The sequence below is a fragment of the SAR86 cluster bacterium genome (assembly GCA_023703615.1).
Taxonomy (GTDB): Bacteria; Pseudomonadota; Gammaproteobacteria; order Magnimaribacterales; family D2472; genus MED-G85.
Map to the genome: position 1 here is coordinate 266724 of CP097971.1, position 12618 is coordinate 279341.

The following is a 12618-nucleotide window of genomic DNA, read 5'->3' on the forward strand; positions in this document are numbered from 1 at the left end:
TTGACGAATACTGTAAAAGATTTTGCGAAAACTTTAAAAATTACTGAGAGTATTTTGCTTGAAAGATTGCAAAATGCTGGGCTTTCTCATAAAAAAGCCTCTGATGAAATAACTACTCAAGATAAACAAGCTCTTCTAAAGTCACTAAAATCAAATAAATCTTCAGTAACAAAATCAGTTACTTCTGATTCAGGCGTAAAAGTCACTTCAAAAGGCAGAACTATAACTGAAAATGAAGGCTTAAAAAGTTATTCTGACAATATTGAAGCAAAAAGAGCTGCAGCTTCAGAACAACTCAAAGAACAGCAGATAAAACGTGAAAATCAACTTAAAGAAGCTGTCAAAGAAAAAGCAGAAGCAAAAAAGAAAGCCAAATTAAATACTTCAAATAATATTCAAGAAAAAATTGATGTCAAAGCACAATTATCCTCAGCTGTAAGTGCATATAAAAGTAAAGAAGAAAAATTTTTTGACGATAACAAAATACATAAATTTGAAGCTCCTACTGAAACTATAAAAAGAGATATTGAAATTCCCTCAACTATTCAAGTTGGTGAGCTTGCTAAGCTCATGGCCGTCAAAGGAGGAATAGTTGTCAAGAATTTGATGAGTCTTGGAGTGGTTGCAACTATAAATGATGTTATTGATCAGGAAACAGCAATTCTAGTTGTTGAAGAAATTGGGCACAATGGAATTGCTTTAGTAGAAGAAAACTTTGAAGAAAATTTAGCAAACCTAATAACATATTCTGATGAAACTTCACCAAGATCACCTGTTATTACTGTAATGGGACATGTTGATCATGGCAAAACGACTTTACTTGATTTTATAAGGAAAACAAAAATAGTTGATGATGAAGCTGGAGGAATCACACAACATATTGGTGCATACGAAGTTGAAACCTCTAAAGGGAATATTACATTTATCGATACTCCGGGTCATGCTGCTTTTTCTTCAATGCGTGCAAGAGGTGCTAATACAACAGATATCGTGATTTTGGTTGTTGCAGCTAATGATGGAATAAAACCCCAAACCGAAGAAGCAATTAATCATGCAAGAGCTGCAAACGTTTCCATTGTAGTCGCTATTAACAAAATTGACTTAGATGGAGCTGATATAGAAAAAGTTAAAGGTGATTTAGCTGGAAAAGACTTGGTACCAGAAGATTGGGGCGGCTCTACACAAATGATTCCGATTTCAGCGCTAAAAGGAACAGGTATAGAAGAATTATTAGAATGCGTATCACTAGAAGCTGAATTATTGGAATTGAAAGCTCATATAAAAGGACCAGCACAAGGAGTTGTTATTGAATCCGAATTAGATAAATACAGAGGGCCTGTAGCTACTTTCTTAATTCAAAATGGAACATTAAACATAGGCGATCTAGTCGTATCAGGTAATTCAGTAGGAAAAATAAAAAATATTATCAACAGTAGTGGCTCAAAAATAAAATCTGCTGGACCTTCATCAGCAATTGAGATTCTTGGCTTAAATCACGCTCCATCTGCTGGAGAAACATTTCAAGTTGTTGAAAATGAAAAAAAAGCTAGAGAAATTTCTGAATATCGAATTAATAGAGAAAAAGATAAAAAACTCTTGAAACAAAAAAATGATAATTCAGAAGACTTATTTGAAAGCTTTAATGAATCTTCCAAAAAAATTCTTAACGTGATAATTAAGACAGATGTTGCTGGAACATGTGAAGCAATTGTTAATTCATTAAATGACATAAATAGTGACTTAGCAAAAGTAAAAATTGTTTCAAGTGGTATAGGGGGCATAACAGAATCTGATGCAAATTTAGCAGTAGCAGTCAATTCAATAATTTTAGGCTTTAATGTAAGAGCTGACAGTAGTGCGAAAAAAATAATAGAAAAAGAAAATATTGCACTTAGTTACCATAGTATTATTTATGAACTTTTAGATGATATTAAATTAAGAATGAGTGGTCTTTTAGATCCAATAATTAAAGAGGAGATTATAGGAACAGCAGAAGTTTTAGAAGTTTTTAATTCTCCAAAATTTGGTCAAATTGCGGGATGTAATGTTGTTGAGGGAAATGTTACAAGAAATAGACCTGTAAGAGTTTTACGTGATGATGTTGTAATTTTTGAAGGTGAACTTGATTCATTAAGAAGATTTAAAGATAACGTTAATGAGGTAAAAAACGGAAATGAATGCGGAATGGGTATTAAAAATTATAAAGATGTAAAACCTGGTGATAAGATTGAGGTTTATGAAAGAAGAGAAGAGTCTCAATCAATATAGATATCAATGTCTTCTATAAGACCTCAAAAAATTGCTGACGTCCTTAGAAAAGAAATATCTTTGATTATTTCACAGGATACGAAGGACCCAAGATTAAAAAATATTAATATTACAGCCGTAAAGGTTTCAAATGATATCAGCTCAGCGGTAGCTTATTATTCTATTGTTGGTAAATCAATTGATTCTGATAAAAGCAAAATTGACGATGCGGTTTTGAGAAAATTTTCTGGAATGGTAAGAACAAAATTATCAAAAATCATGATGATTAGAAGAGTTCCTAAAATTCATTTTAAATTTGATGAAAGTATTAAGTACTCTAAAAATATCGAAAAGCTTTTAAAACAAATTTAATTATGGATGGTTTTCTTTTATGCGAAAAAACAATTGGCATAAGTTCAAATCATCTTGTTCAAAATGTTAAAAAAAAATTAAAGCTAAAAAAAGTTGGACATCTTGGAACTCTTGATCCAATGGCAGAAGGTCTTTTAATATTAGCAATTAATAAAGCAACAAAATTTTCATCTTATTTTTTAGAAGCTGATAAAAAATATTTTGCTAAGATTAATTTTGCTTTTTCAACAAATACCGATGATGCATTTGGTGAAGTTTTACATAAAAGCAAAATAATACCTAAAAAAAAAGATATCAAACTAGCAATTGACTCATTACAAGGTATTTCATTTCAAAAACCTCCCTATTTTTCTTCATTAAAATTTAAAGGAAAGCGATTATATAAATATGCGAGAGAGGGCATCTTAATTGAAAAACCTAAAAGAAAAATTGAGATTTTTTCTATAAAAAATATTGAAATTACAAAAGGAAAATGTTCTTTTTTAGTTCATTGTTCAAAAGGCACATATATAAGGTCTATCGCAAGAGATCTTGGCGAATCTCTTGGTTGTCATGCGCATTTATACTATTTAAAAAGAGTCTCTCAAGGAAATTTCTGTCTTAAAAATAAAACTATCACACAGAATTTAAAAGATATCATTCCAATTGAAGAGGCATTTTTAAATTACAAAAAAATAAAACTCAATGCAAGCGACACAAAAATTTTTGTAAATGGCGGTCGAGTACTCAATAAAAATAAAACAGATGGTCTATACAGGGTTTATGACAGCAAACTAAATTTTCGAGGATTAGGTAAAGTTATCGATAATGAATTGAAGCTTAAACAACTTGTTTAATAACGAAATTAGTTATAAGCTACGCACGCTTACTTTAGTTGCACGAGGTAAGTTTTATCAATATATTGTGTAACAAGGATATTAAGAATGGCACTTTTAGCAGAAGAAAAAGAAGTTATAGTTGGAAAATTCCAAAGATCTAAAAATGATACGGGTTCACCCGAAGTCCAGATTGCTCTACTAACTGAAAATATTAATAAATTGCAGGAGCATTTTAAAGAACATAAAAAAGATCATCATTCTAGAACAGGATTAATTCGAATGGTAAATTTAAGAAGAAAGCTATTAGCCTATTTAAAAAGAAAAGATAACAAAAGTTATGCTGAAATTATTAAAAATTTAAATCTTAGAGGATAAGCATAATTAATATAAAAGGAAAATTGTGGAAAATAATAAATTAGAATCTACTTCGGTAGAATTCCAGTATGGAAATCAATCAGTAAAAATAGAGACAAATAAAGTCGCAAGACAAGCAACTGCTGCTGTAGTTGTGACCATCGGAGATTTAGTAGTATTAACAACAGTAGTTGCAAAAAAAGAAGCAGATCCTGGAAAGGATTTCTTCCCCTTAGCTGTTTTTTATCAAGAAAAATTCTATGCAACAGGAGTTATACCTGGAGGCTTTTTTAAAAGGGAAGCAAGACCAACAGAAAGAGAAACACTCACCTCAAGGCTTATAGACAGACCTATTAGACCTTTATTCCCAGATAATTTTAAGAATGAAGTACAAGTTTTTTCAACTGTTATGTCATCTTCAAAAGATCAAAATCCAGATATAGCAGCTATGATTGGAGCATCTGCGGCTCTATGCGTTGCGGGAGTTCCATTTGATGGGCCCATGGGTGCAGCTAGAGTAGGTTTTATTGATGGTAATTATGTACTTAATCCATCTTTTGCTGAGTTAGAAGAATCATATTTGGATATGGTCGTTGCGGGAACAGAAAAAGCAGTTTTAATGGTTGAATCGGAAGCAAAAGAACTTAATGAAGATTTAATGCTGGGCGCAGTATTGTATGGTCATCAAGAAATGCAAGCAGTTATAAAAGCATGTTCAGAACTTAAAAATATAGCAGGAAAAGAAGATTGGATTGTTTCATCTGATGAAGAATCTCCAATTTATTATGAAAAACTTAGAGAAAAATATACTGATCAGATTTCATCTGCTTTTAAAATTAAAAATAAATCAGAGAGATCAGCAGCCATAAGTGTAATCAAGGAAGATATAGTTAACTTCTACTCAGAAGCTGATGATATTCAGCTGGGTAAAGTTTTAGGCGCTTTTAAGAATCTTGAGAAAGATATTGTTAGAGAAAATATACTTAGTAATCAACCTAGAATAGATGGAAGAGATACAGATACCGTAAGACCAATCTTTATAGAAACAGATGTTTTGCCAAGTGCTCATGGTTCTTCATTATTTACTAGAGGTGAAACTCAGGCAATAGTTGTTGCAACATTGGGATCTTCAAGAGACGCCCAAAGAATTGAAGCAATTGAAGGACAAAGTTCCGATAATTTTATGCTTCACTATAATTTTCCAGCATATAGTGTTGGTGAGATTGGTATGCCTATGGGTCCTAAAAGAAGAGAAATCGGGCATGGTAATCTTGCTAAAAGAGCAATTAAAGCAGTACTGCCTGATATAACTGATTTTGGTTACACTATGAGAGTAGTATCAGAAATTACAGAATCAAATGGCTCAAGCTCAATGGCTTCTGTCTGCGGTACTTCATTATCATTAATGGATGCTGGTGTTCCAATATCAAGTCCGGTAGCTGGTATAGCAATGGGTTTAATTAAAGAGGGCGATGATTTTGCAGTTTTAACTGATATTTTAGGTGATGAAGATCATTTAGGTGACATGGATTTTAAGGTTGCCGGAACGGAAAATGGCATTACAGCCTTGCAGATGGATATTAAGATACAAGGTATTACAGCTGACATCATGGAGTCAGCTTTGACAAAAGCTAAGACTGCCATTAATCACATTTTAGGTATTATGAATGAGGCTATCGACGTGCCAAGAGAGCTTTCAGAAAATGCACCAGCTATGAAAACATTTATGGTTGACAAAGATAAGATTAAAGAAATCATTGGTAAGGGTGGAGCAGTAATAAAAGGCATGCAAGAAAAAACAGGTGCAACTGTTGATGTTGAGGATGATGGAAAAGTATCGGTGTTTGGCCAAAATCAATCCTCTATGAAGGAATGTTTAGAAATCATTGAAGGAATTTTAGAAGAACCTGAATTAGATAAAGTTTATAAAGGTACTGTGGTAAAAATTGTTGAATTTGGTGCTTTTGTAAATATTCTTCCTGGTAAAGATGGGTTATTACACATCTCAGAAATTGCTCATGAAAGAACTGAAGATGTTTCTTCAGTCTTATCAGAGGGTCAAGAAATTGAAGTTAAGCTTATAGGTTTCGATAGAGGTAAAATGAAATTATCAAAAAAAGCTCTCTTAAAAAAAGAAGAAAACGCCGCAGAATAAGCCATATATAAAAATTCCATCAAAGTCAAATTTCAACTTCACATGATTTGATAGATTTCTCTTTTTGTGTTTCTATGTAATTTGCTAAACATAAATAAACCTAATAGGGGGGAATTATTATGGATAATGCATTTAGAATGATAAGCGATATAGTAACTAGTCTAACTGGGATCCTTGTTGGTCTTGTAGGCTTGGGTGTTGTAGGCGGTGTAGTATTCGGCGATATGGCATTTGTCGGTGATGTACTTGGCAACCTAGTTGGCCTTGTTTCACAACTTGGTGATGCTGGTGTTGTTGGCTTAATTGCAGCAGCTATTTTACTTAATCTTCTTAAGTAACCATTTGGTTAGTTGAGAAGGGATTATTCTCTTCTCAACTTTTTTAATCTTATGAAATTTAAATTAACATTTTCAGACTTTAAATCTTTCCTAAATAAATTACTTGATGTTCTCACACCATTAATAGCTGTTTTGTTATTGTTAGGTATTTTATTTGGACCAGATGCTGCAGTTGTTGGCGATGTATATACTAATGTTATAAAAATCGTTGATATGCTTGGTACTGATGGGATTATTGGATTGATTTCAATAATCATTATCTTTGCTTATTTAAAAAAATAGCTTTTTTAAGTGGTGGCTATGGGTGGAATTGAACCACCGACCCCAGCGTTATGAGTGCTGTGCTCTAACCATCTGAGCTACATAGCCAATCGTTGAATGATAAATACTATAATTTAAGAGTCAATATTTTATTTGACTTTAGCTTAAACGTTAAATTTAAAATGAATTACATCCCCATCTTTTACGTGATATTCCTTTCCTTCAAGTCTAAGTTTACCTTTCTCTTTAGAACCTAATTCACCATTACATAAAAGATAATCATCAAAACTTATAACTTCTGCTTTAATAAAGCCTCTTTCAAAATCTGTATGAATAACACCTGCAGCATTAGGCGCTAATGCATTTTTTTTGATGGTCCATGCTCTAATTTCTTGAGGGCCCGCAGTAAAAAATGTTTGAAGACCCAAAATTTCATAACCTTTAAAAATGATTTTATTTAAAACTGGTTCATCAATATCCAATAGTTCAAGATATTCAATTTTTTCAACTTCATTCAGTAACGAAATTTCTTGTTCAATTTTGATTGATGTTGGTATTACGGTAATGTTGCTTTTCTTCGCGAATTGGATCAAATTATTCAATGCCTCATCTGAAGAATCATCATCTGATATATTTGCAATATAAAAGGTTGGTTTTGTACTAAGCAGCTGAAAGCTTTTGATAATTAATTTTTCTTCGTCACTAAATGTATCTAGTTTAATTAAATTTCCTTTATCTAATTCATTTTTTATTTTTAGTAAAATTTCATGTTCAACTTTATTTTTTTTATCATTAGTCTTCAAAAGTTTCTCAGTTTTCAACAATTTCTTTGATAAAGTATCTAAATCAGACATGATTAGTTCAAAATTAATAATTTCAGCATCTCGAACAGGATCAATACAACCATCCACATGAGTTATGTTCTCATCTTTAAAACATCTCACAACATGAGCTAAAGCATTCATTTCCCTAATATTTGACAAAAACGCGTTACCTAAACCCTCTCCATCAGAAGCTCCTTTTACAAGACCAGCTATATCAACAAGATCAAGGCTGGCAGGAATTATTTTTTTTGAATCAACAATATCATTAATTTGTTTCAACCTTTTATCAGGAAGAGGAACTTTCCCAATGTTTGGTTCAATAGTGCAAAAAGGAAAATTTTCAGCAGGTATTGATGATTTTGTTAGAGCATTGAAAAGGGTAGATTTACCTACGTTAGGTAATCCGATAATACCGCATTTGAATCCCATTTTAAGAAGTATGTAGTTTTTTTTGAACTTCAGAGAATTGACCATCACATATTTGATCAAAACTATAAGCAAACATTTCATATGCTTTATCTATTTGATTTATTTCATGCGGATGGAATTTATTTAAAACCCAATCTGATACTTCTTTTTTATTACCAGGATGACCAATTCCAATTCTTATTCTCATATAATCTTTTGAAGCAGTCTTTTCAAAAATGTCTCGCAAACCATTATGCCCACCGTGACCCCCACCTTCTTTCAATCGAACTTCACCCGCATTTAGATCAAGGTCATCATGCAAGATGATTATTTTGTTTTTTGGAAGTTGAAAATTTTTTGTTAATTTACTAAGTGATCTACCGCTATTATTTACATAATTATTAGGAATAACCCAAAGCACTTCTTTTGATCTTGAATAAGTTATATTGGCTTCAAACTTAGTTTTAATAAAAAATTCTTCACAATAAGATTTGCTTAATCTTAGTAACCAATCTTTACCAATATTATGTCTTGTATTGTTATATTTTGATCCAGGATTACCCAAACCAACAAAACAAAGCTTAAGCACGTTTTCTAATTCTCTGAGGAACCCTCGTTTTCAGAATCTTCATTACTTTTATCATCATCTGAACCTTCGTTTTCTTCAGATGCTCCTTCCTCAAACATTTCAGCTTCATCGCCTTCTTCAATAATTGGCTCTTCTTCAATCGCTTTTGGAGCATTAACAGAAACTACCATTTGATCTGTTTCATCTGTAAGGCCTGGAATTTCAGAGCCTTCAGGTAAAACTACTTCTGTTAGTCTTACGGACGATCCAAGTTCTAAATTAGTAACATCAACATCTATGGATTCAGGAATATTACCAGCAAGACACATTATTTCAACTTCTCTAATTGCTTTTGTAATAAGACCACCCTCATTTTTAACACCAATACATTCCTCTTCATTTATGAAGTTCATTGGTATAACAACTTTCAATTTCGTTTTTTTAGATACTCTTTGAAAATCTGCGTGGAGGAATTTACCTTTAGCTGGATCTCTTTGTAGTTCTTTTAGTACAACTTTTTCTTCTAATTCACCATTTTTAATAAGAAGAACTTGAGTATAAAAAAGGTCATTTTGAGATGCTTTTGTTAACTCATTTAAATATAATTTTAAGTTTAGAGACTCTTTTTCATCACCATAAACTATGGCAGGAATCATTCCATCAACTTTTCTTATAACCCTGGCTTTGTTAGAGCCAGTTCTTTCTCTTGTTTCAGCATTTAAAATTATTTGATCACTCATAATTTCCTCTTATATAAACATCTCACTCAGAGATTCTTCATTGTTTAATCTTTTCATGCATTCAGCTATCGTCGCACTCAAAGAAATGACGCGTATTTTACTGCATTTTTTTCCTTCTTGTGACAATGGGATCGAATTTGTTACAACTAGTTCATCAATTTCTGAATTATTTAGCCTCTCGATAGCAGGTCCAGAAAGGACAGGATGAGTAATGTAAGCTTTAACTTCTAAAGCACCTTGATCTTTAAGGGCTTTCGCAGCGTTACATAAAGTTCCTGCAGTATCAATGATATCATCTGGAACTATGCATACTTTGTCTTTAATATCTCCAATTATATTCATAACTTCAGATTGATTAGCTGCCGCTCGTCTTTTATCAATAATAGCAAGGTCAGCATCATTTAATTGTTTTGCTAATGCCCTTGATCTTACAACTCCACCTACATCTGGTGATACAACAACTATATTATTTTTTGGATTATTTGATTTAATATCTTCAACCATTAATTTAGTTGCATATACGTTATCAGCAGGCATATCAAAGAACCCTTGAATTGTTTCTGAATGTAGATCAACGGTTAGAACTCTATCAATACCCACGGAAGAAAACATATTTGCAACAACCTTAGCACTTATTGGAACCCTTGCTGATCTAACTCTTCTATCTTGTCTTGCATAAGCATAGTAGGGAATTATCGCAGTTATTTTTGAAGCAGAAGATCTTTTCAAGGCATCTGCAAGTAACATTAACTCCATAAGGTTTTTATTTTGTGGAGTACAAGTTGATTGGATAATAAAAGTATCATGCCCTCTAACGTTATCTTCAATTTCAACTCTAATCTCTCCATCTGAAAAATAACCAACATCTGCTTTTGAAATTTCAATTCCTAGAATTTTAGAAATATCATTGGCAAGTTCAGGATTGGCAGTTCCAGTAAAGATATCAAATTTATTATTCATAAGCTTTCACCAATTTGTTGGCTGGGGTGGTAGGATTCGAACCTACGCATGACGGGATCAAAACCCGTTGCCTTACCGCTTGGCTACACCCCAATTTCATATAAACTCCCTTAGGGGCGAATATTGTAATGGTTTACATAAAAAGAATCTCCAATTATTTGGAATTATTTTTAAAATTTTATTTAATTCATCTTCATTTTCATATTTGATGAACATCGACGAACCACTCCCAGACAAATTAATATTAAAGTTATCAATGTTCTTATTATAAAAATTTTTTAAAATGTTATCTTGATTTAATAATACGTCCCAAAATGAATTTTGAGTATTTTTCTTATATTTATCATCAAGCAAGTCGAACTTCTCAAACATCTTTTTAGTTGAACAAAAAATATTAGGACATATCAATACATATTTTTGTGTTTTAGATTCAATTACTGATAACTTATTACCAATTCCCTCGCCAATAGCATTTTCACCATTTATAAAAAATGGTATGTCAGCTCCAAAGCTTTTTCCTAGTTCTAGCATATCTGTCTTTGATAACTTTAAATCCCATAATCTATTTAAAATAATAATTGTAGTTGCTGCGTTAGAACTTCCACCACCAAGCCCGGCACCAATAGGTATATTTTTTTTAATATTAATTTCAATGCCATTACTTGTGTCTCTGCTATGTAATTTTTTTGCAATTTTATAGACTAAATTTTTCTTTTTTTCTAATACAAAATTCTCACATCTTATAGAAATAACCTTTTTAACTTTTTTGAACTCAAGTTCATCAAATAGATCGATTAACTGAAAAGAGGTATTAATATTATGGTATCCGTCATTCAATCTCTTTAATATCTTTAGATATAAATTTATCTTTGCTGGAGACTTGAAACTAATTCTACTCATAAGATTATGTAAGTTTTTAAGAAGTTATTTTACCTTGAATATAATAATGAGAATTTTTAATATCTAGGTTTATATTACCAAATTCGTCACAATTTATTCTAATTAAATCATCATCAAAACTAACAAGGCGTTTGTTGAGACATTCATATAATTCTTTGAAATAATTATTACTAAGATATTGATCAACATTAACATTACTTTTTACAAAAGAAGTTGAGCGTATGTTGCCATTTTTAGAAAATTCTACTTTTACAAGATTTCCTAATATACTTTGATATACCTGTATAATGAACTTATCTTTGTAAATATTAATTTTAGCCTTATATAAAGGTGAGGTTGATGAAACTTTAAACGAAGAATTATATGATTTTAAAAGCTCATCACCACGATTGATACTTGAACAAGATGCAATAAAAAATAATAAAATTACAAGATAAAATTTACTCAAAATGGAATTGCAATTATTTGGCATAAATCATAAAACTTCTAATGTTTTCGAAAGAGAAAATTTTATTATAAACGAGTCCAGTCAAATTATTTTAGATGATTGTTTTAAAAAAAATTTTGGGGATGATATTAATTCTTTTTTTGGTATTTCTACATGCAACAGAACTGAAATATATTTATTAGGAAAAGCTAACATTGCAAGAGAAGCTCTCGATTTAACCATTAAAGAATTAAATATTAAAAATATTCAACAAGATAGTTATTATTTCTTAGACAAAGAAGATGCCTTTATACATATGTGCAAAGTCGCTTCTGGTATAGATTCTCAAGTTTTAGGCGAACAAGAGATATTTGGACAATTCAAAAAAGCTATTAAAGTTGCGAAAGATTTAATGATACTTAAACCTAATTTAAATTATTTTTGCAATAAAGCCTTTGAGATTGTTAAAAGAGTAAGAACTAATACAGGCATTGGATTGAATTCTCTATCTGTCAGTGGATTATCTTTAAAACTAGTCAAAAAAATCTTTGAAAAACCTCAATCACAAAATATCTTAATTATTGGAGCAGGTTCACTGGCTCATTCTATTGTAGAAAATTTATATAATAATGATGTAAGTAATATAAGAGCCATTAATAGAAGCATTAGAAATATTAAAGTTACTGATGATTATGAAATAATTTCATCATCACTTGACAACTTACATTATGAACTTGAAAAAGCTGATATTGTAATCTCTTCAGCGTCATCAGAAGTTCCGTTTATTGGAAAAGGTGCAATCGAAAGTTGTCTTAAAACTAGAAAAAATAAACCTTTATTAATAATTGATTTAGCAGTACCTAGAAATGTAGAAGAGGAAGTAAAGTTTCTTGAACATTGTTACCTATTTACAATAGATGATATAGAAAAAATTACTCAAGAAAATTATGGTCAAAGAACCATTGAAGCTGAAAAGGCCATCAACATGATTGTAATTGATTCACAAGATGCAATTAATGAAATTAATGATAAATTCATAAAAGATAATTTACAAAATCAATTACATATTTTCATTAATTCACTTTCAAATGAAGATAAAGATGAATTAATGAATACAAAGAATACTAAAAAATATCTATTGAATATCTTAGATGAAAAAAAGAATAAGAAGTTTCTAATTGATCTATCAGTATTAAATGAACTTGAGTCTCACATTATTAAATCAATGATAAAAAGGCAGAGTTAA

The 12618-nt window shown here is 31.0% G+C and carries 14 protein-coding genes and 2 tRNA genes; 8 read left to right on the forward strand and 8 right to left on the reverse strand.

Annotation, left to right across the window (positions count from 1 at the left end; all coding sequences use genetic code 11):
• The 7 genes from infB (at position 1) to M9C80_01455 (ending at position 6566) form a co-directional block, all read left to right on the forward strand.
• On the forward strand, positions 1–2268 hold the full coding sequence (gene infB / locus M9C80_01425) for a translation initiation factor IF-2 (GenBank protein ID URQ69841.1): 2268 nt from the start codon (positions 1–3) through the stop codon (positions 2266–2268).
• A 6-nt stretch (positions 2269–2274) separates the two neighbouring features.
• Positions 2275–2619 (forward strand): 30S ribosome-binding factor RbfA, encoded by a 345-nt coding sequence (rbfA, locus tag M9C80_01430; GenBank protein URQ69842.1) that lies wholly within the window; start codon positions 2275–2277, stop codon positions 2617–2619.
• A gap of 2 nt (positions 2620–2621) precedes the next feature.
• Positions 2622–3455 carry a tRNA pseudouridine(55) synthase TruB gene (gene truB / locus M9C80_01435; GenBank protein URQ69843.1) on the forward strand — a complete coding sequence of 278 codons (834 nt, stop codon included), beginning with the start codon at positions 2622–2624 and terminating at the stop codon, positions 3453–3455.
• Positions 3456–3542: 87 nt separating this feature from the next.
• Positions 3543–3812, forward strand: a complete 270-nt coding sequence (gene rpsO, locus M9C80_01440) for a 30S ribosomal protein S15 (protein URQ69844.1) — start codon at positions 3543–3545, stop codon at positions 3810–3812.
• 25 nt (positions 3813–3837) lie between these two features.
• Positions 3838–5946: a polyribonucleotide nucleotidyltransferase gene (gene pnp / locus M9C80_01445; GenBank protein ID URQ69845.1), complete on the forward strand. Its 2109-nt coding sequence runs from the start codon at positions 3838–3840 to the stop codon at positions 5944–5946.
• Positions 5947–6065: 119 nt separating this feature from the next.
• Positions 6066–6284 carry a hypothetical protein gene (locus M9C80_01450; GenBank protein URQ69846.1) on the forward strand — a complete coding sequence of 73 codons (219 nt, stop codon included), beginning with the start codon at positions 6066–6068 and terminating at the stop codon, positions 6282–6284.
• Between the two features lie 51 nt (positions 6285–6335).
• Positions 6336–6566 (forward strand): hypothetical protein, encoded by a 231-nt coding sequence (locus M9C80_01455; protein ID URQ69847.1) that lies wholly within the window; start codon positions 6336–6338, stop codon positions 6564–6566.
• Between the two features lie 10 nt (positions 6567–6576).
• Here the strand turns inward: M9C80_01455 and M9C80_01460 are convergent.
• The 8 genes from M9C80_01460 to M9C80_01495 all read right to left on the reverse strand — a co-directional run bounded on the left by M9C80_01460 (position 6577) and on the right by M9C80_01495 (position 11393).
• A tRNA-Met gene (locus M9C80_01460) sits at positions 6577–6653 on the reverse strand.
• Between the two features lie 56 nt (positions 6654–6709).
• Positions 6710–7798 (reverse strand): redox-regulated ATPase YchF, encoded by a 1089-nt coding sequence (gene ychF, locus M9C80_01465; protein ID URQ69848.1) that lies wholly within the window; start codon positions 7796–7798, stop codon positions 6710–6712.
• Between the two features lies 1 nt (position 7799).
• Positions 7800–8366 (reverse strand): aminoacyl-tRNA hydrolase, encoded by a 567-nt coding sequence (pth, locus tag M9C80_01470; GenBank protein URQ69849.1) that lies wholly within the window; start codon positions 8364–8366, stop codon positions 7800–7802.
• A gap of 5 nt (positions 8367–8371) precedes the next feature.
• Positions 8372–9085 (reverse strand): 50S ribosomal protein L25/general stress protein Ctc, encoded by a 714-nt coding sequence (locus tag M9C80_01475; GenBank protein URQ69850.1) that lies wholly within the window; start codon positions 9083–9085, stop codon positions 8372–8374.
• Between the two features lie 9 nt (positions 9086–9094).
• Positions 9095–10045 carry a ribose-phosphate pyrophosphokinase gene (locus M9C80_01480; protein URQ69851.1) on the reverse strand — a complete coding sequence of 317 codons (951 nt, stop codon included), beginning with the start codon at positions 10043–10045 and terminating at the stop codon, positions 9095–9097.
• A gap of 18 nt (positions 10046–10063) precedes the next feature.
• Positions 10064–10138 (reverse strand) — tRNA-Gln (locus M9C80_01485).
• Between the two features lie 3 nt (positions 10139–10141).
• Positions 10142–10945, reverse strand: coding sequence for a 4-(cytidine 5'-diphospho)-2-C-methyl-D-erythritol kinase (gene ispE, locus M9C80_01490; protein ID URQ69852.1), 804 nt, complete (start codon positions 10943–10945; stop codon positions 10142–10144).
• Positions 10946–10961: 16 nt separating this feature from the next.
• Positions 10962–11393, reverse strand: coding sequence for a hypothetical protein (locus M9C80_01495; GenBank protein ID URQ69853.1), 432 nt, complete (start codon positions 11391–11393; stop codon positions 10962–10964).
• Position 11394: 1 nt separating this feature from the next.
• On the opposite strand from M9C80_01495, the gene hemA reads away from it, so the two are divergent.
• Positions 11395–12618, forward strand: coding sequence for a glutamyl-tRNA reductase (gene hemA, locus M9C80_01500; protein URQ69854.1), 1224 nt, complete (start codon positions 11395–11397; stop codon positions 12616–12618).

Excerpts from the sequence above, each read along its gene's own strand:
- rbfA (URQ69842.1), top strand. The coding sequence starts at position 2,275 with ATGTCTTCTATAAGACCTCAAAAAATTGCTGACGTCCTTAGAAAAGAA.
- truB (URQ69843.1), top strand. The coding sequence starts at position 2,622 with ATGGATGGTTTTCTTTTATGCGAAAAAACAATTGGCATAAGTTCAAAT.
- rpsO (URQ69844.1), top strand. The coding sequence starts at position 3,543 with ATGGCACTTTTAGCAGAAGAAAAAGAAGTTATAGTTGGAAAATTCCAA.
- M9C80_01450 (URQ69846.1), top strand. The coding sequence starts at position 6,066 with ATGGATAATGCATTTAGAATGATAAGCGATATAGTAACTAGTCTAACT.
- M9C80_01455 (URQ69847.1), top strand. The coding sequence starts at position 6,336 with ATGAAATTTAAATTAACATTTTCAGACTTTAAATCTTTCCTAAATAAA.
- ychF (URQ69848.1), bottom strand. The coding sequence starts at position 7,798 with ATGGGATTCAAATGCGGTATTATCGGATTACCTAACGTAGGTAAATCT.
- M9C80_01475 (URQ69850.1), bottom strand. The coding sequence starts at position 9,085 with ATGAGTGATCAAATAATTTTAAATGCTGAAACAAGAGAAAGAACTGGC.
- M9C80_01480 (URQ69851.1), bottom strand. The coding sequence starts at position 10,045 with ATGAATAATAAATTTGATATCTTTACTGGAACTGCCAATCCTGAACTT.
- ispE (URQ69852.1), bottom strand. The coding sequence starts at position 10,945 with ATGAGTAGAATTAGTTTCAAGTCTCCAGCAAAGATAAATTTATATCTA.
- hemA (URQ69854.1), top strand. The coding sequence starts at position 11,395 with ATGGAATTGCAATTATTTGGCATAAATCATAAAACTTCTAATGTTTTC.